The following is a 22,301-nucleotide window of genomic DNA, read 5'->3' on the forward strand; positions in this document are numbered from 1 at the left end:
AGATCGCCTGACGTTCCGGGGTGAGGATGGAAAGGTCCTGGTGGACCGAGGTCGCGGAGGACACGAGTGCCTCCATGGCGAGCTGCATCCGGGGCGCCGTCCGCCCACCGGTGACGGCGTACGGCCGCACCAGGGAGCTCTGCTCCGCCTGTGCGGCGGGGGGTGCGGGCACCGGGTTCGTGCCGCCGTAGTACCGGTGGGCGTCGTCCACCGGCGGGTAGGGCTCACCGTTCCAGCCGCCGCCTGCCACACCGTCCTCCTGACCTGCTCGTGCTCGCTCCGGAAGTCAGCGGCCCCGAGGCCGTCCCGCTCCCGGGCCGTCTCCCCCGCCCTGTGCCCCGTGTCGTGCCCGGACCGCCGGCGGCCGCCGGCGGGGGGCCGGTCACCGCGGGTGGGACGCCTGGAGCTCGGCGCGGACGGCGGGCGTCAGCACCTGCCCGGCCCGCTCGACGAGCAACGTCATCTGGTAGGCCACCAGTCCCATGTCGGAGTCCGCCGACGCCAGGACGGCCAGGCACGAGCCGTCGCTGATCGACATGATCAGCAACAGCCCCCGCTGCATCTCCACGACCGTCTGCGTCACCGGACCGCCCTCGAACACCCGGGACGCCCCCTGCGTCAGACTGATCAACCCCGCCGCCACCGCCGCCAGCTGATCCGCCCGATCCTTCGGAAACCCGTCCGAGTACGCCAACGGCAACCCGTCCGAGGACACCACCACCGTGTGCGCCACGCCCGGCACGTTGTTCACGAAGTCCGTGATCAACCAGTTGATGCCCCGCGCGGCCTGGCTCATTTCCCTCATGTGTCCTCCTTCTCGGTGTCCTGGGCACGTGGGTCGCCCAGGGGCGCCGCCCCCGGATATCCCTGGTTCTCCTCCGTCTCCCCGCGGGCCACCGCCCGGCCCTGCCGGATGCCCTGCTGGAAGCTGGAGAGACGGTTGCGCACGCGCTCCGGTGAGAGCACGGGCGGCGGCGGAACGGGCGGCGCGGCGGCGACCGGCTCCCCTGAGGGAGCCCCGGCGGTCGCCGAGCCGGGCACCAGGTTGGCCTTCGGCACGCGCTTGGGCAGGCCGGAGGACGTGACCCCGCCGAGTGTGGGCTCCGCGGCCGCCTTGGCGGCCTGCCAGCCCGCGTCCGCCGGCGACGACCAGGTCCTGGCCTCCGGCTGCGCCTCGCCGTCGGACTCGCTCTTTTCCGCCGGTCCGTCGACCTTCCTGAACCAGTCGGACTCCACCGCCGCGAAGATCGGCAAGAACTCCTCCTCGGCCTCCAGCGGCGAGGTGCGCACGACGGGCAGCGGACCGGTGTTGTCGTCACCGTCGAACGGGCCGCGTCCCGAGCGCCCCGGCCACCCGCCGTCGCCCTGGCCCGCGCCCGGCCAGGACGTGCTCCCCGGAGGGGGCAGGTGCCCGGGCCACGGCGTGTCGACCGGGGCTTCCCCGATCCGTCCGCGGTCGAAGGGGTTGGTGTCGAAGGGGCTCGCGTCGAACGTCGTCGTCTCGAAGGGGTCGTTGTCGAACGTGGTCTTCTCGAACGTGCTCTTGTCGAACGCGCCGCTGTCGAACGGCGTTCTGCCGAAGGCCTCGCTTTCGGCGGGCGGCTGGTCGAAGGACGGCTTCTCGAACGCGTTGCGCTCGAACGGCCCGGTGTCGAAGCCGCGCTGCTCCTGCTTGGGCGCCGGGTCGAACGGCGACCTGTCGAACGGGCCGGAGTCGAACGGGTTGCGGGCGAAGGGGTCGGACTCGCCCGGCGCGCCGCCTCCGAAGGGGTTGCGGGCGAACGGGTCCTGCTCGAAGCCCACCGGTTCACGGGGGAACGTCTCGAACGGCCCCCGCTCGAACGGGTCGGCGCCCGGGGTGCCCACGCCGGGAGCGTCCGAGCCGAACACCGGTGTGCGCGCTGCGGGCTCGAACGGCGTCGGGCTGGCGAGGGCCGGGGCCCCGAACGCGGGCATCCCGGCCGGCGTCCCGAACTGCGGGCCGGCGCCCATCGAGGGCATCGAGCCGGCCGGCTCGGGCTGCGGCATCCCGGGGACCCCGGGGAAGGCCGGACCGCTCTGGGCCAGCAGGGCCTCGGGGAGCAGGACCATGGCGGTCAGGCCGCCGGAGTCCTGCTGCCGCAGCTGCACCCGGATGCCGTGGCGCAGCGCCAGGCGGCCGACCACGAACAGGCCCATGCGTCGGGACACCGACACGTCCACGACGGGCGGGTTGGCGAGCCGGTAGTTCGTCTGCCCCAGCTCCTCGGCCGTCATGCCGATGCCCTGGTCGCTCACCGAGATGATCAGGCCGCCGCCGTCGATGCGGTTGCTCGACACGGTGACCTTCGTCTCGCGGGGGGAGAACGAGATGGCGTTCTCGACCAGCTCCGCGACGAGGTGGACGACGTCGTTGACCGACTGGCCGACCACCGCCACGCCGGGCTGCACCTGGAGGTTCACCCGCTCGTAGCCCTCGACCTCCGACAGCGACGCGCGGACGACGTCGACGATCGGGACCGGCTGGCCCCAGCGGCGCGCGGCCTCCTGGCCGGCGAGGACCAGGAGGTTCTCACTGTTGCGGCGCATGCGGGTCGCCAGGTGGTCGAGCTTGAACAGGTTCCCGAGCCGCTGCTCGTCCTGCTCGCCCTGCTCCAGCCCGTCGATCAGGGACAGCTGCCGTTCCACGAGGGTCTGCGTGCGGCGCGACAGGTTCACGAACATCGCGTTGACGTTGCTGCGCAGCCGGGCCTCGTCGCCCGCCAGTCGCACCGCCTCGCGGTGGACCTCGTCGAAGGCCCGCGCCACTTCACCGATCTCGTCGCGGGCGACCACGCCGATCGGCGCGATGGCCGGCGTCTCGGACCCGTCGCCCGCCTCGCGGAGCCGCTGGACGGTGTCGGGGAGGCGGTGACCCGCGATCTCCAGAGCCTCGCTGCGCAGCCGGCGCAGCGGCCGGACCAGCGACCGGGCGACGCCGGTGGTGATGACGAGGACCGCGATCAGCAGCAGGGCGACCGCGACGGCGATGATGATCGCGCGCTGCTGCTCGTCGTCCTTCAGCGTCTGGCTGCGGGCCACGATGGCGGAGGTGAGCTTCGCCTCGACCGTGCGCATCCGGTTGATCGGCTGCGACATCGCGTCGTACCACTCACGGGTGTCGTCACGCGAGGTGAGGTCGAGGTGCGGGTTGTTGAGGGGGAAGCCCGCGTTGGCACGGTCGAGCACGAGCGTACGCAGGAACTCGGCCTGGTCGACCTTGCCGCCGGAGACGGTGGTGTCGTAGTCGGTGCGCTCGTCGCGGGTGGCGTTCTTGCGGAAGGTGCGCAGCTCGCGGTCCTGTGCGGACAGGGCGCCGAGGAAGTCCTGCAGCTGGGCCTGCTCGAAGCGGCCGTTCGGGAGGACCGTGGTGAGGATGCCGCGCTGGTCGGAGGCGGCCTCCTTGGCCTTGGCGAGCGCCGACAGCGTCACGGACATGGCGGCGAGCTGGTCGTCCAGCGTGCCCTTCGCGAGCTCGTCCTGCAGGGCCAGCAGGTCCTCGATGACGAGGGAGTACTGCTCAAGCACCGCGCTCGGCAGCAGCGTGCCGCGCTGCACGGCCTGCTGGCGCAGGGGCTCGAGGCTGTCGAGCTTGCCCAGGATGTGCTCGACCTCGTCGCCCGCCCGGCTGCCGACGTTCGAGCGGACGCTCGTGGCGAGCGAGCGGACGCTCGCGGCGGCCTTGTCGACGAGGGCGATCTGGGCCACGACGGCGGCGGTGGCCTTCTGCGGCCGGCCGATCGACGCGTTCCACGCCGCCCGGTCCCGCTCGGCCTGTAACTCGTGCGTCAGGCCGGCGACGCCGTCCACGAGCCGCGCCAGGTCGTTGATCTGCTGGTAGTCGGCGGCGGTGCTGACGGAGGTCGCCACCCGCAGCCCGCCGAGCAGCAGGGCCGCGACGGTCGGGATGAGGATCAGGGCCACGAGCCGGGAGCGCACCCGCCAGTTGCGCAGGAGGAACCGGCTTCCCTCGTCTGGCTCCTGCTCAGCCGCAACCCCTGTCCCGGGGCTCTCGTCAGTCCGAGGGTCTAGTGTCCTCACAGGCTTCGCAACCTCTCGCCGTAACTGCGCACAGGGGGAGTGTCTCATCACGGGCGTGGCTCTCGTGACAGAAGAGACGTCCTGCAGGCGAGGGTAATTGCAGCACACCCACACCAGGGAGGCCAACCGAACACCCGTGCACAAATAGCCTAGAAAGGCATGGGTATGACGTTAATTACTTAAATATCAGGTCGCCATCATTACCAAATTGTGCCCTGTGAGCAAGGGCAAGGCGTCCGGCGCATGAATGAGGGGCGGCGCCCCGCAGGCACCGCCCCCCGTCGTCCGGGTCGTCCCGGTCGTCCTAGTAGGCCCGGCCGTACGCCGCCCGGACCGTCAGGACGTACTCGACGAGGCTGATGAGCGTCGTCTTGACGGCCTCGCGCGAACGCGCGTCGGTGCGCACGATCGGCACCTGCGCGGGCAGCGACAGCGCCTCGCGCACCTCGTCCTCCGAGTGGAGGAACTGTCCGTCCCAGCCGTTCATCGCGACGAGGAACGGCAGCTGGGCCTCTTCGAAGTAGTCGATCGCCGGGAAGCAGTCGGCGAGCCTGCGGCTGTCGACGAGCACGACCGCCCCGATCGCGCCGCGGACCAGGTCGTCCCACATGAACCAGAAGCGGTGCTGGCCCGGCGTCCCGAACAGGTACAGGATCAGGTCCTGGTCCAGCGAGAGCCGGCCGAAGTCCATGGCGACGGTGGTCGTCGTCTTGTTCGGCGTGAGGCCGAGGTCGTCGATGCCCGCGCTGGCGTCGGTCATCACGGCTTCCGTCGTCAGAGGAAGGATCTCGGAGACGGCCCCGACGAAGGTCGTCTTGCCGACGCCGAACCCACCCGCCACGACGATCTTCGTCGAGGTAAGACCACGACTAGAGCCTGCGTAGTCCACTGAGCACCCTTTCGAGCAGGTTGAGGTCTGGCTGCCCCTGGTTCAGCTGAGGCATGTGCAGGCGCACCAGACCCTCGTCGGCCATGTCGGCGATGAGCACGCGGGCCACGCCGAGGGGGACCCGGAGCAGCGCCGAGACCTCCGCGACCGATCGTACGGAACGACATAGCATCATGATCGATTCCTGCTCGGGAGTGAGCAGGGAGTAGTCATCGCTCTTCAAGGTCACCGATGATACGAGGGTTTCCATCGCCATGTGGTAACGCGGCTCGGAACGCCCGCCGGTGACAGCGTACGGACGGAACAGAGGCTCGTCCTCTGTTCCGTCACCCGCGCGCATGCCCCTCTCCCGCGGCCGTCATCGGCGTGACGTCTGGAGCTCGGCGCGCAGCGCCGGGGTGAGCACCTGACCGGCCCGCTCGACGAGCAGGGTCATCTGGTAGGCCACCAGGCCCATGTCGCAGTCGGGCGCGGCCAGGACGGCCAGGCAGGAGCCGTCGCTGATCGCCATGACCAGCAGCAGGCCCCGCTGCATCTCGACGACCGTCTGGGTCACCGAGCCGCCCTCGAACACCCGCGAGGCGCCGACGGTGAGGCTGAGAAGGCCGGCGGCGACCGCGGCGAGCTGGTCGGCGCGGTCCGGCGGGAACCCGTCAGATTGGGCCAGCCGCAGGCCGTCCGACGACACCACCACCGCGTGCGCGACGCCGGGCGTGCTGCCGACGAACTCGGTGATCAGCCAGTCGAACCTGCGTGCTTCCACGCTCAGCTCAGTCACGAGCCCTCCTCCTCATTTCCCGACCCTTCGGCGAAGCCCTCGGCCGCTTGGGCCCGGCCCCGCCGTACACCCTGCTGGAAGCTGGAAAGGCGGCTGCGTACCGCGTCGGCCGAGATCGGCGGGCGCGGGGCGGACGCGGCCGGGGCGTCCGCCCCGATCGAGCCCGGAACCAGGTTGGCCTTGGGTGTGCGCTTGGGCAGACCCGCCGACGTGACGCCGCCCAGCAGGGGGTCCCGGGCACTGGCCGCCGCCTGGTAGCCGCTGTCGGCCTTGGAGCGCCACCCGCTGTCCGGCGGCAGCACCACCGGTCCCGTCGTCGCGGGATCGGGCTCCGCGCCCTGCCGGGACGGCATGACCGGCGCGGGCGCCGCGCCGTTGCCGCCGCCTCCGGGGATCCCGTTGCCCGGTCCGGCCGCCGAAGCCCTGGGGACGGCGAACGCTCCCGTGTCCGTCCCCGCTCCGGCGCCGTTGCCCGCGCCGTTCGCGCCGGACGCGGGACGGCGGAACCAGGCGGACTCGACGGAGGCGAAGATCGGCAGGTACTCGTCCCCGTGCTCCAGCGGGGAGTCCTCGACCTTGGGCAGCGGCCCGGTCACCGAGCCCGGGTCCTCCACGGGGAAGGCGCCGGAGTGCTCGGTGAAGGCCGACGGGCTCCTGGACGGGTCGGCCGTCTCGGCGAACGACGGGAAGCCGAGCGGCTCGCGCGGGGGCGGCGGGGCCTCCCTCGGGGGCGCGGAGAACGGCGCGAAGGCGCCGCGGCCGGGCTCGCCCGCGCCGTTCCCGCCGCCCGGTGCCGGACCGTTCCCGGCCGGGCGGGGCAGCGGGCCCGTCCCGAACGCCGGGGCCGGGGTGACCTCGGACGGCAGGGGGCCGGTCCCGAAGGCGGGCGCGGCCGGGGCCTCGGGCGCGAACGGACCGGTCCCGAAAGCGGGGGCCTCGGGAGCCAGCGGACCCGTCCCGAAAGCGGGGGCCTGCGGGGTCTCGGGGGCCAGCGGACCGGTCCCGAAGCCCGGGGAGGCGCCGTTCTCGAGGGGTGCCCGCCGCGACGGCAGCCCGTTGGCGCCGGGGGTGCGGGGGCCGCCGCTCCACGGTTCGAAGCCGGCGCCCGCGCCGGGGCCGGGGTCGGCGAATGCCTGCCGTACGGCCAGGTTGCCGGTCGTCTGGGCGCCGCCCAGGCCTCCCGTCCCGGCGACGGCCTGGTCGGCGCTGGAGACGAGCTGGGCGGGGAAGAGCACCATGGCGATGACGCCGGCGACGTCACCGCGGCGGAGCTGGACGCGGATGCCGTGGCGCAGCGCCAGGCGGCCGACCACGAACAGGCCCATGCGCCGGGACACCGACACGTCGATCGTCGGCGGCTCGGCGAGGCGGCGGTTGATCTCCGCCATCTCCTCGGGCGACATGCCGATGCCTGCGTCCGTCACGCCGAGCATGACCGCGCCGCCCTCGACCGGGCTGCTGGACACCACGACCTTGGTGTTGCGCGGGGAGAACGCGATGGCGTTCTCCACCAGCTCCGCGAGCAGGTGGACCACGTCGTTGGCCGCGTGGCCCGCCAGGGCGATGCCCCGGTGGACGCGGACCACGACCCGCTCGTAGTCCTCGACCTCCGACAGCGACGCGCGGACGACGTCCACGAGGCGGGCGGGCTGGCTCCGCTTGCGCGGCGGCTCGTGGCCGGCGAGGACCAGGAGGTTCTCACTGTTGCGGCGCATGCGGGTGGCCAGGTGGTCGAGCTTGAACAGGTCGGACAGGCGGCCGCCGTCCTCCTCGCCCCGCTCCAGACCGTCGATCAGCGAGATCTGCCGTTCCACCAGCGTCTGCGTACGGCGCGACAGGTTCACGAACATCGCGTTGACGTTGGCGCGCAGGCGGGACTCCTCGGCCGCCAGGCGCACGGCCTGGGCGTGGACCTCGTCGAACGCCTGCGCGACCTCACCGATCTCGTCCTCGGTGCCGACGGAGATCGGCTGCACCTGGGCCTCGCGGGCGGGGTCGTCCGATTCGCGCATCTTGCGGACCACGTCGGGCAGCCGCCGTCCCGCGATGTCGAGCGCCTCGGCCCGCAGGCGGCGCAGCGGCGACACCATCGAGCGGGCGATGAGCACGGTGGTCGCCAGGACGAGCAGCAGCAGGGCCAGGATGAGCGCGCCGGCGATGAGGGCGTTGCGCTGCTCGGCCGACTGCAGCTCACGGGCGCGGTCGAGCACGAAGCCCGACACCCGCTGCTCGACGGTGTGCATCTGCTCGATGGACTTCGTGCTGTCCTGGAACCATCCCTGGGCCGTCTTGTCCCGGCCCCGGTAGCTGCTCAGCGACTGGTTCTGCAGACCGAGGGTCAGCGCCCACGACTTGGTCAGCTCGCTGTTGACCACGTCCTTGTCGCCGAACAGGGTGACCAGGCGGCTGCTCTCGGCGGGCGGCGCCTCGGTGTAGAACGTGGCCAGGTAGCCCGTCTGGCGTGACTGGGAGGCCAGGAAGTCCTGCAGCTCGACGGTGGTGAACTGCTCGTTGCGCTCCAGCAGCTCGCGCGTGAGCATCGAGCGCTGGAGGGCGACCTCCTCCTTGGCGTGGGCGAGACCCGCGAGGGCCCGCTCGTTGCCGACGATCTCGGCGTCCTCGTTGGTGTTGCTGAGCTCGTCCTGCAGGCGCAGGAGGTTCGCGATGATCGCGCTGTAGTCCTCGGGGGCGCCGTTCGCCCGGATGCCGCGCAGGCTCTCGATGCGGCTCTCGGCCTGCTGGGCCTGCTCGACCGCGCGCGCCCCGAAGCCCTCGTCGATGTTCTTGAGGTCGGCCTTCACCTGCTCCACCAGCGGGTCCACCGTCGCCCGCTGCTGGTTGCGGGTCACCTCGGTCTGCCCGTCGATGTTGAACTTGCGCTGGCGGTTGCCGCCCCACACGAAGAGGTCGCGCTCCAGCGCGAGCTGCTCGGACAGGTCCCTCAGGTGGAGGGAGTACTCCGCCGCCGACCTGGTCCGCTGGTAACCGTTCAGGCTGTCGATCGAGCCGACGACCCGGATACTCGCGAGTAGCACCGCGACCAGCGTGGGGGCCACGATCAGGGCGGTCAACCGGGTGGGCACCCGCCAGTTCCGCGGCGAGAGACGCCTCTTCCGCCTGCGGTTATCGGTATTCGACTGCTCCATGCTCACCGGCCCCGCCATCTTTCGGCTCGCCTTCACGCGTCTGGACAGCATGAAGTGACACAGCTATATAAGCGGGGACAATTCGACCACAAGGTCACGACGGCCTGCGGCCCTACCCCTGTCGCAGCACCTTAATTGTTACCAAGAGGTAAGAGGATCGTCGCCCGGCTCATCGCAGAGCAGCGAGGACGTGCTCCCGTACCTGGAGACGCTGTTGCTCGTCGGTGATCGGGCGGCCAGTACGATCCGCCACATAGAAGACATCCACCGCTTCTGCGCCCAGAGTCTCCACTCGCGCCGCTCGTACGTCAAGGCCGCACTCCCCGAACGCCCGTCCGATACGCCACAGGAGTCCCGGGCGGTCGTGGGCGCGCACCTCCACCACCGTGGAGGTGGTGGACGCGTCGTCCACCAGGGTGACGCGGGGCGGGGCGACCGGCACCCGGGGCGGGCGCACGGACCTGGCCCGCCGGGCCAGGCGCTGCTCGATGTCGAGGCGGCCGGCCAGGACCAGGCGCAGGTCGGCCTCCAGCGTGGCGGGGTCCGGCGGCGTGCCGTACTCGGGGACGACGGCGAACTCGATGACCGCGGTGGCGCCGGCCGAGGCGGCCGAGGCCGAGCGCACGACCATCCGGTGCGCGGCCAGCACCCCCGCCGCCCGCCACAGCAGGCCGGGACGGTCGGGCGCGACCACGGTGACGGCCGTGCCGTTGACCCGGACCGCGCCGCCGCCGTGCCGGGCGAGCGCGGCCTGCTCCTCCGACAGGACCGGGGCGGGGACGGGCGGCGTGCCGGACAGCACGGAGCGCACCCGGCGTACCAGGTCGGAGACGAGGGACGCCTTCCAGGAGTTCCAGGCCGCCGGCCCGGTGGCGTGCCCGTCGCACACGGCGAGCGCGGCCAGCAGTTCGAGGACCTCCCGCGACCCGACGGCCTCGGCGACCCTCGCGATCGTGACCGGGTCGTCCAGGTCGCGGCGCGTCGCGGTCTCGGGCAGCAGGAGGTGGTGGCGGACAACGGTGGCGAGCACCTCGACGTCCGCGGGGGGAAGGCCGATCCGGGCCCCGATGTCGCGCGCGACGATCTCGCCGGTCGTGGAGTGGTCGCCGGGCCATCCCTTGCCGATGTCGTGCAGCAGCGCGGAGATCAGCAGCAGGTCGGGCCGGGAGACCTCGCGGGTGAAGGAGGCGGCGCCGGCGGCGGTCTCGATCAGATGCCGGTCGACCGTGTACCGGTGGACCGGGTTGCGCTGGGGGCGGTGCCGCACACGCTCCCAGTCGGGGATGAGCCGCACGAGGAAGCCCGCCTGGTCCAGTTCCTCCCACACGGGCACGGCGGCCCGGCCGGCGCCCAGCAGGGCGACGAGCGCGGCCCTGGCCTCCGGCGGCCACGGGACGGGCAGCGGCGGCGACTGGGCGGCGAGCGCCGAAACGGTGGCCGGGGCGAGCGGCAGGCCCGCCTCAGCGGCGGCCGCGGCGGCGCGCAGGACCAGCGTCGGGTCGGTGCGGGGGTTCACTCCGCGGGCCAGCACGACCTCGCCGCCGTGCTCGACCACGCCGTCGGCGAGGGGCCGCCTCCCGCGGGGCGCGGGACCGGTCAGGAGCCGGTCGACCGTGCGCCAGGTGGCGTCGAAGGAGTGGGAGATCGTGCGGCCCGCCTCGGCGAGACGGCGCATCAGCGCCTCGGCGTCCAGCATGCCGAGCGTGCCGGCGACGGCGTCCTGCTCCTGCAGGACGAGGCGGTCGGTGCCGCGCGCGGTGACCAGGTGCAGGCCGTGCCGGATGTCCAGCAGCAGCTCGTACGCCTCCCGGACGCGCGGTCCGGGCGCCGAGGCGACCCACGCGGCGGCCACGGCCTGCATGGCCTGCACGTCGCGGATGCCGCCCCTGGAGTCCTTGAGGTCGGGTTCGAGGAGGAAGGCCAGCTCCCCGCCGGCCTCCGCCCGCTTGTCGGCGGCCGCGCGCAGCTCGGCCAGCCTGCGCCGCGAGTCGGCCCGCCACTCGGCGAGGACGGCCTCGCGGACGGCCCGCGTGAGCTCCGGGTCGCCGACGACGTGCCGCGCCTGGATGAGCCCGAGGACGGCCTTGAGGTCCTCCCTGGCCACCTTCACCGCCTCGTCGACGGTGCGGACCGAGTGGTCCAGGCCGACCCCGGAGTCCCAGATGGGGTACCAGATCCGGTCGGCGATCCGGGCCACGTCGTCCCGGCCGTTGTGGAGGAGGACCAGGTCGAGGTCGCTGCCCGGGGCGAGCTCTCCCCGCCCCAGGCTGCCCACGGCGACGAGGGCGACCCCGCCGATCCCGTTGGGACCCGCGGAGCCGCGCTCCTCCGGGAAGCCCGTGGCCCCCGATCCGCTCAGTCCGTCACGGGCGTAAGGCCCGGTGGCCGCCGTGCGGAACAGATCGGTGAGCCACCGGTCGATGTCCGCGGCCCGGTCCTTGCGGGCCGCGGCGAACGAGCGAGCTTCCCCTCTCATCATCCGGTTACAGGGCCTCCGGCCCGCGCTCCCCGGTGCGGACCCGGACCACGGCGTCCACGGGGACGGACCACACCTTGCCGTCGCCGATCTTGCCGGTCTGGGCGGCCTTCACGATGACGTCGATGACGTCCTCGGCGTCGTCCTCCTCGGCCAGCACCTCGACCCGGACCTTGGGCACCAGGTCGACCTGGTACTCGGCGCCGCGGTAGACCTCGGTGTGGCCGCGCTGCCGGCCGTACCCGCTCGCCTCGGAGACGGTCATGCCCTTGATCCCGAACTGCTCCAGCGCCGCCTTGACGTCGTCGAGCTTGAACGGCTTGATCACTGCGGTGATGAGTTTCATGCGTCGACCTTCTTCGCCTCAGCCGGGACGGGCCCGTTGACGGAGGCCACCCCGGAGGAGTGGATGGTGCCGAGGTCGTATCCGGTCTCGGCGTGGGTGGTGATGTCGATGCCGGTGACCTCGTCCTCCTGGGTGACGCGGAAGCCGATGGTCTTGTCGATGATCTTACCGATCACGTAGGCCATCACGAAGGAGTACAGGCCGACCGCGACCGGGCCGAGGATCTGGACGCCGAGCTGGGAGATCGGGCCCGCGTAGAGGAGGCCCTTGTTCTGGCCGTCGGCGAAGGGGTACCGGGCGATGATGCCGAGGGAGACCGCGCCGATCGCGCCGCCGACCAGGTGGACGCCGACCACGTCGAGGGAGTCGTCGAAGCCGAGGCGGTACTTGAGGCCCACCGCGTACGCGCAGACCGCGCCGGCGAGGGCGCCCAGGACCACGGCGGCCCAGGGGTCGACGAAGCCGCAGGCGGGGGTGATGGCCACGAGGCCGGCGACCGCGCCGGAGGCGACGCCGAGCGTGGTCGAGTGCCCGTCGCGGAGCTTCTCGACGAGGATCCAGGCGCCGGCCGCGGCGGCCGTGGCGACCTGGGTGTTCATGAACGCGAGGCCGGCGGTGCCGTCGACCGCGAGCTCGGAGCCGGCGTTGAAGCCGAACCAGCCGAACCACAGGAGGCCGACGCCGAGCAGGACCAGCGTCAGGTTGTGCGGGCGCATCGGGTCCTTGCGCCAGCCGGAGCGCTTGCCGAGGACCAGCGCCAGCGCGAGACCCGCGGCACCGGCGTTCACGTGGACGACCGTGCCGCCCGCGAAGTCCTCGATGCCGAGGCCGGCCAGCCAGCCGCCGCCCCACACCCAGTGCGCCACGGGGAAGTACACCAGCGTCGCCCACACCACGGAGAAGACCACCCACGCCCCGAACTTCGCCCGGTCGGCGATCGCACCGCTGATGAGGGCCACGGTGATGATGGCGAAGGTGAGCTGGAACGCCGAGAACACGAGGCTCGGCATGCCGGTGCCGTCGTCCTTGGTCGCGGTGTCCACCAGGCTCTGCAGCCCCACGGCGTCGAAGCCGCCGATGAGCTTGTTGGTGAAGCTGTCGGCGTCGCCGAACGTCGTGAAGGCGATGGTGTGCCCGTACAGAACCCATGCGATGGTTACCGTGATGATGCTGACGAACGACATCATCATCATGTTCAGGACGCTCTTCGCCCTGGTCATGCCCCCGTAGAAGAACGCGAGGCCCGGAGTCATCAGCAGCACGAGCGCGGTTGCCGTGATCATCCAGGCGGTGGTGCCGGTATCGATCTTCACCGACGCGGCCCTCCTTACAATTGGCGTGTGGCCGGTTATCGCTCCCGCAGTGGCTTCGTCCGGGGGGTGGCCCCGGCTCACGGCGACGCTCCGCGGGCCCGGAGCCGTCGCCGTGCGCGGGGTCGGCCGGCTGGCACACTGACGTTGGCGACAGCGTGTTCTTCCGCCGTTTCAGGTCGCGACTCTGCGTGTTTCGCATGTGTGAAACTCGGCACGGTGATGTTTCATCCGCGTTTCGGGCTGTTCAAGAACACAGAAACGCGCACCCCGGAGAGGTGCGCGTCCGTGAACAATGTTTCCCGTGATTCTTCCGCCCGGCGTAGGGCGGGTGATCAGGCGGCGGCGCTCGCCATCTTCCGCAGCCGCACGAGGGCGTCGCGCTCCAGGCGGCGGGCCCGGTCGCGGCCGATGCCGTACCGCTCCCCCACCTCGGTGAGCGTGTGTTCACGCCCGTCCACCAGGCCGTAGCGCCAGCGCAACATCTCGCGGATCTGGCCCTCCAGGCCGGTCAGCCACTCCTCCAGGCGCTCCTTGTCGAGGGTCGCCATGGCCTGCTGCTCCGGGTCGGCCCAGGTCTCGTCCGCGATCATGTCGCCCAGCTCGGTCTCGTCCTCGTCGCCCACGCCGAGCTGGAGGGAGACCGGGTCGGAGGCCCAGCGGCGCAGCTCCTGCACCCGCTCGATGGGCAGGTCGAGCACCTCGGCCAGGTCGGCGTCGGTCGGCTCGGCGTCGAACTCGGCCAGCATGTCCCTGCGCACCCGCATCAGCCGCGTCATCTGCTCGCCGGCGTGGGTGGGCAGGCGCACCGGCCGCGCCTGCTCGTGGATCGAGCGGCCCACCGACTGGCGGATCCACCAGGTGGCGTAGGTCGAGAACTTGTACCCCCGCCGGTAGTCGAACTTCTCCACCGCGCGCACCAGGCCCAGGTTGCCCTCCTGCACGAGGTCGATCAGCGGCATCCCCCGCCCCGAGTACTTCCGGGCCACCGCCACCACCAGGCGCAGGTTGGCCTGGATGAACTCGTCCTTCGCCCGCCGCCCGGAGATCGCGATGCGCTCGAGCTCCTCGTCGGCCGCGTCCGAGATCTTCGGCTCCGGCCGCCCGCCGTCGAGCAGGTGCTCGGCGAACAGGCCCGCCTCGATCCGCTTGGCGAGCTCCACCTCCTGCTCGGCCGTCAGAAGGGGGATCCGGCCGATCTCGGCCAGATAGGTCCCCAGCAGGTCCCGGTCAGAGACGTGCTGATCCTGCGTCCGATTCCCCGTCGCCATCCGATGGCACCTCGTTCCGCGCGGCGTTATGCACGTTGTGTCGGAACCGGTTCCCCCGAGCCCGCGCGCCCCGCTCTGCACGGGCTTCCGGATTCACCGATCCTGACTCGATCAACGGTCCGTCCAGGGCAAAGATTCCCTAAATGAATACGACCGCAGAATGGTTTCCGGTTCCTCCTGAAGGAGGATGCGCGGCTGGAAAATGCCGGATTACCCCTCTGGAGGCGACTCAAACGAGGCGGCGGCCCGACTGCCAGACCTGCGCCACCAGGGGCACTCCCGGCCGGTAGGCGAGGTGGACGTACGAGGGGGCCTCCAGGACGGCCAGATCGGCCCTGGCGCCCACGCGCAGGATCCCGACGTCGTGGCGGCGCAGTGCCCGCGCCCCGCCCAGCGTCGCCGCCCGCACGGCCTCGCGCGGCGTCATCCCCATCTCCCGTACGGCGAGGGCGACGCAGAACGGCATCGAGGTGGTGAACGACGACCCCGGGTTGCAGTCGGTGGCGAGTGCCACGTTCACCCCGGCGTCGAGCAGCCGCCGCGCGTCCGGGTACGGCGAGCGGGTGGAGAACTCGGCCCCCGGCAGCAGTGTGGCCACCACCCCGCTGTCGGCCAGATCGGACACGTCCCGGTCGGTCAGGTGGGTGCAGTGGTCGGCCGAGGCCGCCCCCATCTCGCAGGCGAGCCGGACGCCGGGCCCCGGCCCGAGCTGGTTGGCGTGGACCCGCGCCCGCAGGCCCGCCTTGATCCCCGCCGCCAGCACCTCCCGGCTCTGCTCCTCGTCGAACGCGCCGCGTTCGCAGAACACGTCGACCCACCGGGCGTACGGCGCGCAGGCGTCCAGCATCGGCCCGGTCACCACATGGACGTAGTCGTCGGCCGTGGTCCCCGGCGGCACCACGTGGGCGCCCAGGAACGTGGTCTCGGCGGTGAACTGGCCGGCGATCTCCAGGCTGCGCCGCTCGGCCTCGACCGTCAGGCCGTACCCGCTCTTGATCTCGAAGGTCGTGGTGCCCTGGACGGCCATCTCGGAGACCAGCGTCGCCGTGTTGTGCACCAGCTCGGGGACGCTGGCCGAGCGGGTGGCCTCGACTGTGGTGCGGATGCCGCCGGCCGAGTAGGGCAGGCCGGCCATCCGGGCCGCGAACTCGGCGGTGCGGTCGCCGGCGAACACCAGGTGCGCGTGGCTGTCGACGAAGCCCGGGATGACGGCGCGGCCCTCCACGTCGACCCGCTCGTCGGCCTCCGGCGCGTGGGCGGAGGGCCCGATCCAGCGGACGACGCCGTCCTCCGCCAGCAGAGCGGCGTCCTCCAGTTCCTCACGCTCCGGGTCGGCCGTGAACAGCAGCCCGATGCCCACGAAAACCGTTGATGTCATGCCGCTCGATCCCACGCTTCCTGATCCTCGCCAACGCGCGCGCGGCGCAAACCCCTCAGTCTGGGGCCACGACCCCTAATCGCGCACCAGCGCCACGGCGTCACGCAGGAGGCCGCCGACGTCGCCGAGCACGTGCCGCCCGTCGGTGACCACCCTGCGGCCGCCGGACACGACCGAGTGCACGTCCGCCGCCGCGGCCGCGAAGACCACCGCCTCGGCGGCCGAGCCTCGCGTCGCGCCGGCCGTGCGGACCGAGTCGAGGCGGACCGACACGAGGTCGGCCCACGCCCCCGGGACCAGGCAGCCGGCGTCGGGGAAGCCGAGCGAGGCGTGGCCGGCGGCCGTCGCTGCGTGCAGGAGCTCCGCCGCGCGCCAGTGCCCGCGCTCGCCGGTGGCCAGCCGCTCGTCGAGCTCGACGGCCCGGGCCTCCTCGAACAGGTCGACGACCGCGTGGCTGTCGCTGCCCAGCGTGATCGGGGCGCCGGCGTCGAGGAGCCTGCGGGCCGGGCCGATGCCGTCGGCCAGGTCGCGCTCGGTCGTGGGGCACATGCACACGTACGTCGTCGAGCCGCCGAGCAGGGCCACGTCCACGTCGGACAGGTGGGTCGCGTGCACGGCCGTCGAACGCGGCCCCAGGGCGCCGTGCTCGTGCAGCACCTGGACGGGCGTGGCCGCGTACGCCTCGACGCAGGCGTCGTTCTCCGCCCGCTGCTCGGAGACGTGGGCGTGCAGCGGCCCGGCGTGCCGGTGGGCGAACTCGACCGGCACGTGCATCTGCTCCGGCGGGACCGCGCGCACCGAGTGGATGGCCGCGCCGATCTCCACGTCCTCGGCGCCCTCGTAGGCCGCGGCCAGGTCCTCGGCGCGTACGGCCCAGCGGTCGGCGTCCCCGTCCCCGAACCGGAGCTGGGTGCCCTGCAGGGCGTCCCCGATGCCGCCGGTGAGGTAGCAGGTGTCGATCAGCGCCATCCGCAGCCCGGCCCGCCGGGCGGCCTCGACGAGCGCGTGGCCCATGGCGTTCTGGTCGGCGTACGGCACGCCGCCGGGGCCGTGGTGCAGGTAGTGGAACTCCCCGACGCAGGTGATCCCCGCCAGCGACATCTCGGCGAAGGCGGCCGTGGCCAGCGTGAGGTAGGCGTCCGGGTCGAGGGCCGCGGCCACGCCGTACATCTGCCTGCGCCAGGTCCAGAAGCTGCCCCGCTCGGTCTGGGTGTGCCCCCGGAGGGCGCGGTGGAAGGCGTGCGAGTGGCAGTTGGCCATGCCGGGCAGGGTCAGCCCGGCGAGCCGCACGGCGCCCGGCGGGGCCGGGACCCCGGGCCGGATCTCGCCTAGCCGCCGCCCCTCCACCTCGATCGCCACGCTCTCCACGGCCTCGCCCGGCGGCAGCCACGCCATCTCGCACCAGTAGGTCACGGCGGCGCTCATCGCGTGGGACCCGCCGCGGGACGCACGGTGATCTCGGTGACGTGGGCGTCGGGGGTCGCGGTCACGGCGGTCAGCACGGCGCGCGCGACCGAGCCCGCGTCGAGGTACCGGCCCGGCTCGTACGGCCCGCCCTCCTGGGCGCGGACCTCGCGCTGCATGTCGGTGTCCACGCGCCCGGGGTAGACCGTGGTGACCCGGAGGCCGTTCGCGTGCTCCTCCTCCCGCAGCACGTCGGCGAATGCCCGCAGGGCGAACTTGCTGGCGGCGTACGACCCCCAGTTGGGGTTGGCCCGCAGCCCGGCCCCCGAGTTGATCAGCACCACGTGGCCCCGCGCCGCCCGCAGGGCGGGGAGCAGCAGCCGGGTGAGCTCGGCCACCGCGACGACGTTCACCTCCAGCGTCCGCCGCCACACCTCGGCCGGGGTGTCGGCCAGGTGGCCGAGCCGGACGACGCCGGCGCTGTGCACGAGCAGGTCGAGCCGGTCGATCCCCTCGACGTCGGCCTCGGTGACCTCGGTCAGCTCCACCGCCCAGGGACGGGAGCCCGGAAGTTCCTCGCACAGCGCGTCGAGGACCGTGCCGTCCCGCCCGCCGAGCAGGAGGTCGTGCGTGGGGGCGAGGGCCCGGGCGACGGCGGCCCCGACCCCTCGGGAGGCGCCCGTGACGAGCGCCCTCGGTCGTTCGGACATGGTCCTCACCTTAGGCCGTGCCGCGGCTCTCCTCCCGCCAAGGCCCGGTCGACGATCCGGCTGCGCGAGCACCGGTCGGAGATCACGCCGATCGTCGCGGGGCCGGCGGGGATCGCCCGGCGCCGTGGAGGCCGTCAGGGACGTGGACCTGGCGGTGGCCGCGCGTGAGGTCCTCGGCGGCCTGTGGGACCGGCCGGGGCGTCCCGGCGACACCGGGACGCCCCGCCCTTCTGCCCGTCCCCGGACGCGCCCGCACGCGCGCTCGACCCGGGACCGGGCGGTGGTGAAGGAGAGGTTACGCACCTTGCGGGGTTCCCGGTTTCCGGTCGCGACAGCCGTCCGGGGGCGTAAAGCCCTGCTCACGGCTTTGCCCTGCGGCAGCCTCAGGAGCCGACGAGGAACTGCGTGGCGGCCAGCTCCCGGTAGAGCTCGTCGGCGTCGACCAGCTCGTCGTGCGTGCCCGACGCCCGCACCCGGCCCGCCTCCATCACGATGATCCGGTCGGCCCCCGTCACCGTGGACAGCCGGTGGGCGATCACCAGGACCGTCGTCTCCCGCGCCACCTCGGCCACCACCTCGCGCAGCCGCATCTCGTTGACCGCGTCCAGCTGGGAGGTCGCCTCGTCGAGCAGCAGCAGCCGCGGCCGGCGCAGCAGCGCCCGCGCGATGGCCACCCGCTGCCGCTCCCCGCCCGACAGCAGGATCCCCCGGTGGCCGACCGGCGTCTCCAGCCCCTCGGGCAGCCGCGCCACCAGGTCGTCCAGGCGCGTACGGGCGAGGGCGCGAGCGATCTCCTCGTCCGTCGCCTCCGGCGCCCCGAAGACGAGGTTCTCCCGGAACGTCCCGGCAAGGACGGGGGCGTCCTGCTCCACGTACCCGAGCGCGGCGCGCAGTTCGCCGAGCGGCCAGTCGCGGATGTCGCGCCCGCCGATGGCGATCGTGCCGGCCTGGGGCTCGTAGAAGCGCTCGATCAGGCCGAACACCGTGGACTTGCCCGCCCCGGACGGGCCGACCAGGGCCGTCATCCCGCCGGCGGACACCTCGAACGACACGTCGTCGTGCACGACCGGCCGGTCGTCGCCGTACCGGAAGACGACCCCGTCGAACGCCACGCCGACCGGATCGCGGGACCCGGCGGCGGCCCGCTCCGCCGCCGGCTCGGTGGGCAGCTCGGTGATCTCCTGGATGCGGGTGATCGCGGCCAGCCCGTTCTGGATCTGGGTGATGCTCTGGATGAGCTGGCCGATCGGGGAGACCAGGTAGAAGAGGTAGAGGAGGAAGGCGATCAGCGACGAGATCGCCATCGCGCCCGATGCCACCCGGGCGCCGCCGACCCCCAGCACCGCGAGGAAGGCGAGCTGGATCGACATCCAGGCGCCGATCCCGGCGACCGAGGTCCACGCGGCGGCCGTGACGCCCCGGTCGCGGGCCACGGTGGCGGCCTCGCCCACGGCCGCGATCTCGCGTCCCTCCGCGCCGCTGGCCTTGACCGTGCGGAACGCCTGGAGGGCCCGGTCGAGCGTGGAGCCCATCTCCCCCAGCGCGACCTGCGCCTGCAGGGACGCCTTCCGGATGCGGGGGGCGATCGTCGTGCCCATCAGGGCGACCGCGGCGACCACGGCCAGCGTGACCAGGAGCAGCAGGCCGTCCATGAGCGCCATCATCACGACGGCGCCGAGGAACATGAACGCCGCGCCCACGAGCCCGGCCAGCGACTCCGTGCACACGGCCCGCAGGAGGGTGGTGTCGGAGCTGACCCGGGAGAGCAGGTCGCCGGGCTTCAGCCGGTCCACGTCGGCCACCCGGAGCCGCAGCATGCGGTCCACGAGCGTCCGGCGTGAGGCGAGCACGATGTTCTCGCCCATCCGCTCCAGGAGGAACCGGCCGCCGGCCGAGATCAGCGCGCCCACCAGCACCGCGACCGACAGGCCGAGCACCGGCCCTGCCAGCTGGGCGCCGGTTCCGAACGCGTCGATCACCCGCTTGGCCAGGAGCGGCATCGAGAGCCCGGCGGCGCTGCCCACCAGGCTCAGCGCGCCCCCGAGCAGCAGCATCCGCCGATGCGGCCGCACCTGGTCGAGCAGCAGCCGCCACGGCCTTCGCCCGGCCGGCAGGCCGTCGCGTCCCCCTGTGCCCATGAATCCCCCTGTCCGCGAACCTCGGCGCGATCAATGTAGGTTCACGATAGATCGCGTGTCAACCTTGGTTGACCACCGGGACGCGGTGGAAGACGGCGAGCAGGGGTGGTGGGTGAAGGGTCGGGATCAGTCGATCTCGGGCACGTCGAGGTCGAACTCGGCGTCGCCGTCCTCGACCCGGCGGAGCTTGATGTCCTCGACCCAGGCGTAGGCGAAGCGGCGGACGGCGGCGATCCGCTCCTCGTCGAGGCCGTACGCGGCGAACGCCTCGTCGGCGAGGAGGTCGACGGTCTCCAGCCGCTGGACGAGGTCCTCGGCGCTCCAGTCGTCCTCGTGCGCCGCGCCCAGCTGCTCCAGCAGACGGAAGGGGTACAGCCCGGCGACGGAGGCGACGTCGGCGAAGTCGCGGGGCAGCCCGCGGTTGTGCAGCGCGCGGACCTTGAGCCCCACGGCGTCGTCGAGGCCGGCGACCCGGCAGGGCCCCAGGTCGGCCGGCCGGTCGCGGAGGGGCTCGCGGAGCAGGGTGACCTCGCCGGCCTGGCCGCTGATCTCGTCGGTCACCACGACGCGGGCCGCCCGCGGCGCCGTCTCGCACACCTCGGCCGTCAGGCCCCTGCCCTCGTAGGCGCCCGCGACGGCCGCCGCCACCTCGGGCAGGGGCGTCTCGTCCTCGGTCACGAACGTCAGGTCGTCGACCGGGCGGTCGACGCAGCCGTGGGCGCGCAGCGCGTAGCCGCCCGCGAGCAGCAGGCCGTACCGGTCGAGCACGGGCCGCGCGTCGTCGATCAGGCGCAGGTGGAACGGAGACGGCTCCACTACGTGGCCTTTCGGTGGCGGAAGGTCAGGACGGTCCTAGCCTCTCACGCCGTAGAGCAGCCGGATCTCCCAGGTGGTGTCGAGGATGTCGTGCCAGGTGAGGCACAGGCGCGCCTCGGCCTCCTCCGTGCGGGCCTCGGCCGCCATGAGCCGGTCGCCCGTCAGGCGGGCCGCCTCCCGTTTCAGCTGGGCCGCCATCTTCTGGAACCGGAACCGCTCCCGTGACTCCATCCCGCCCCTCCCACCCCGGACCGACTACAACAGGAGAAATACCCACAGAACCCGGCGAAATGCCTACGGTGGTGACCGGCGGCAGACGTCCTGGTACGGAACCCCGGGGAGGCGCCGCCGCCACTCCGCCAGGGTCAGGGTCCGCCCGGCCCGCGCGCACACCGCCGCGGCCACCGCGTCGCCGCCGGCGGGCAGGCGGAACAGGTCCCCGTTCTGGAAGGTGACGGAGAGCAGGTCGCCCCCGGGGGCGAACGTCACGGCCGGGGCGCCGTCGGCGGCAAGCCGCAGCGCGGGGCCGAGACGCCGGCCGGCCCGCACGTCCCAGAGCTGGACGGTCCCGCTCTCGCCCACGGTGGCGAGGGTCCCGCCTCCGGTGTCGAACGCGAGCGACTGGACCGCCTCGGCCGTGCCGTGGAGCACCGGCGGCGCCGGGGACCGGGTCCGGGCGTCCCACAGGAAGACGCGTCCTGTCGGGCCTCCCACGGCGATCAGGCCGGTCGGGCCGGCCGCGAAGGCCGGCGACGCGGTGAAGCCCGACCAGATCGTCCTGCCGGTGACCGCGTCGACGGTCTCGCCGCCGGCGACGATCGTCCGGCCGTCCGGGGCGAAGGCGATCGCGCCCAGCGCGTGGGCGAGGGGCACGTCCCGCACCTGCCGCCCCGTACGGGCGTCCCACTCGGTCAGCCGGGCCCGGTCGGGACCGCGGCCGTTGTCGTCGCGGACCAGCGCCGCGGCGAACAACCGCCCGTCCGGGGTGAACGCGGTGCCGTCCACCATGAGGCCCGCGGGCACCCGGTGGGCCCACAGCGGCGCGCGCGTGCGCGCGTCCCAGGCTCGCAGCCTCTCGCCGGGCAGGTCCTTCAGCACCACCGTCCGCCCCGCGCGGTCGAAGTCCGCGGGCGCCCAGCCGTCCGATCCGGGCAGCGGGCCGGCGAACACGCCCCGCGCCGTGTCCCACAACCGGACCGGAGCGTCCTCCTCGGCCTCCACGGCCAGCCACCGGCCGTCCGGGCTCATCCTCGTGTCGAAGATTTCCTGTGAGGGCCGCACCGGGACGGTGCGGGGGGCGGTGTCCACGCCGACCACGCCGTCGGCGAGCAGGCACCGCAGCGTCCGGCCGTCCGGGTCGAGGCGGGCGTCGAGCACGTCGTCCTCGGCCTGGTAGGCGAAGACCTGACGCCGGTCCCGCACCCGCCACACGCGGACGCCGTGGCCGGCGAACTCCACCAGGAACCGCCCGTCGGGGCTGAACCGCAGCCCGCCGCCCACACCCGGGCCGCCCGCGGCGGCCGCGCCGAGCAGCCGGCCGGTGTCCGCGGCGACGAACGCGAGCCTCCGCCCGGCGCACG

18 protein-coding genes are annotated in these 22,301 nt (G+C 73.1%); all 18 read right to left on the reverse strand.

Features of this window, described 5'->3' with window-relative positions; genetic code table 11:
* Nucleotides 1–250, reverse strand: a 250-nt coding sequence (locus tag MPTA5024_RS21075; protein ID WP_036327215.1) for a DUF742 domain-containing protein, incomplete at its 3' end; no start/stop codon positions are given.
* 132 nt (nt 251–382) lie between these two features.
* On the reverse strand, nt 383–805 hold the full coding sequence (locus tag MPTA5024_RS21080; RefSeq protein WP_036327217.1) for a roadblock/LC7 domain-containing protein: 423 nt from the start codon (nt 803–805) through the stop codon (nt 383–385).
* Nucleotides 802–3,942, reverse strand: coding sequence for a sensor histidine kinase (locus MPTA5024_RS43680; RefSeq protein WP_232326583.1), 3,141 nt, complete (start codon nt 3,940–3,942; stop codon nt 802–804). Before MPTA5024_RS43680 ends, MPTA5024_RS21080 begins: the two co-directional genes overlap by 4 nt.
* A 421-nt stretch (nt 3,943–4,363) precedes the next feature.
* On the reverse strand, nt 4,364–4,900 hold the full coding sequence (locus tag MPTA5024_RS21090; protein ID WP_198167314.1) for a GTP-binding protein: 537 nt from the start codon (nt 4,898–4,900) through the stop codon (nt 4,364–4,366).
* Between the two features lie 28 nt (nt 4,901–4,928).
* Nucleotides 4,929–5,288 carry a DUF742 domain-containing protein gene (locus tag MPTA5024_RS21095; RefSeq protein WP_036327221.1) on the reverse strand — a complete coding sequence of 120 codons (360 nt, stop codon included), beginning with the start codon at nt 5,286–5,288 and terminating at the stop codon, nt 4,929–4,931.
* 18 nt (nt 5,289–5,306) lie between these two features.
* A complete protein-coding gene (locus MPTA5024_RS21100) occupies nt 5,307–5,726 on the reverse strand; it encodes a roadblock/LC7 domain-containing protein (RefSeq protein WP_036327223.1) in 420 nt (139 codons plus the stop codon).
* Nucleotides 5,723–8,809 carry a sensor histidine kinase gene (locus MPTA5024_RS21105; RefSeq protein ID WP_055725780.1) on the reverse strand — a complete coding sequence of 1,029 codons (3,087 nt, stop codon included), beginning with the start codon at nt 8,807–8,809 and terminating at the stop codon, nt 5,723–5,725. Before MPTA5024_RS21105 ends, MPTA5024_RS21100 begins: the two co-directional genes overlap by 4 nt.
* A 232-nt stretch (nt 8,810–9,041) precedes the next feature.
* Nucleotides 9,042–11,348, reverse strand: coding sequence for a [protein-PII] uridylyltransferase (locus MPTA5024_RS21110; RefSeq protein ID WP_036328931.1), 2,307 nt, complete (start codon nt 11,346–11,348; stop codon nt 9,042–9,044).
* A 7-nt stretch (nt 11,349–11,355) separates the two neighbouring features.
* Nucleotides 11,356–11,694, reverse strand: a complete 339-nt coding sequence (locus MPTA5024_RS21115) for a P-II family nitrogen regulator (protein ID WP_036327230.1) — start codon at nt 11,692–11,694, stop codon at nt 11,356–11,358.
* On the reverse strand, nt 11,691–13,007 hold the full coding sequence (locus MPTA5024_RS21120; RefSeq protein WP_036327232.1) for an ammonium transporter: 1,317 nt from the start codon (nt 13,005–13,007) through the stop codon (nt 11,691–11,693). Before MPTA5024_RS21120 ends, MPTA5024_RS21115 begins: the two co-directional genes overlap by 4 nt.
* 332 nt (nt 13,008–13,339) lie before the next feature.
* Nucleotides 13,340–14,275: a sigma-70 family RNA polymerase sigma factor gene (locus MPTA5024_RS21125; protein ID WP_036327234.1), complete on the reverse strand. Its 936-nt coding sequence runs from the start codon at nt 14,273–14,275 to the stop codon at nt 13,340–13,342.
* 229 nt (nt 14,276–14,504) lie between these two features.
* Complete coding sequence (hutI, locus tag MPTA5024_RS21130; RefSeq protein ID WP_036327236.1) at nt 14,505–15,653, reverse strand: imidazolonepropionase; 1,149 nt, start codon at nt 15,651–15,653, stop codon at nt 14,505–14,507.
* A 75-nt stretch (nt 15,654–15,728) separates the two neighbouring features.
* A complete protein-coding gene (locus MPTA5024_RS21135; protein WP_036327239.1) occupies nt 15,729–17,078 on the reverse strand; it encodes a formimidoylglutamate deiminase in 1,350 nt (449 codons plus the stop codon).
* Nucleotides 17,075–17,767, reverse strand: a complete 693-nt coding sequence (locus tag MPTA5024_RS21140; protein ID WP_036327242.1) for an SDR family oxidoreductase — start codon at nt 17,765–17,767, stop codon at nt 17,075–17,077. Before MPTA5024_RS21140 ends, MPTA5024_RS21135 begins: the two co-directional genes overlap by 4 nt.
* A 383-nt stretch (nt 17,768–18,150) precedes the next feature.
* Nucleotides 18,151–19,905: an ABC transporter ATP-binding protein gene (locus MPTA5024_RS21145; protein ID WP_051458477.1), complete on the reverse strand. Its 1,755-nt coding sequence runs from the start codon at nt 19,903–19,905 to the stop codon at nt 18,151–18,153.
* Between the two features lie 126 nt (nt 19,906–20,031).
* The gene (locus tag MPTA5024_RS21150; protein WP_036327244.1) at nt 20,032–20,721 is read right to left on the reverse strand and encodes a hypothetical protein; all 690 of its coding nucleotides are present in this window, start codon (nt 20,719–20,721) and stop codon (nt 20,032–20,034) included.
* A 36-nt stretch (nt 20,722–20,757) separates the two neighbouring features.
* On the reverse strand, nt 20,758–20,952 hold the full coding sequence (locus MPTA5024_RS21155) for a hypothetical protein (protein WP_036327246.1): 195 nt from the start codon (nt 20,950–20,952) through the stop codon (nt 20,758–20,760).
* A gap of 63 nt (nt 20,953–21,015) precedes the next feature.
* Nucleotides 21,016–22,301: WD40 repeat domain-containing protein (locus tag MPTA5024_RS39855; protein ID WP_198167315.1), on the reverse strand; the 1,286-nt coding region annotated here is incomplete at its 5' end.

The sequence above is a fragment of the Microbispora sp. ATCC PTA-5024 genome, assembly GCF_000511135.2.
Classification (GTDB): Bacteria; Actinomycetota; Actinomycetes; order Streptosporangiales; family Streptosporangiaceae; genus Microbispora; species Microbispora corallina.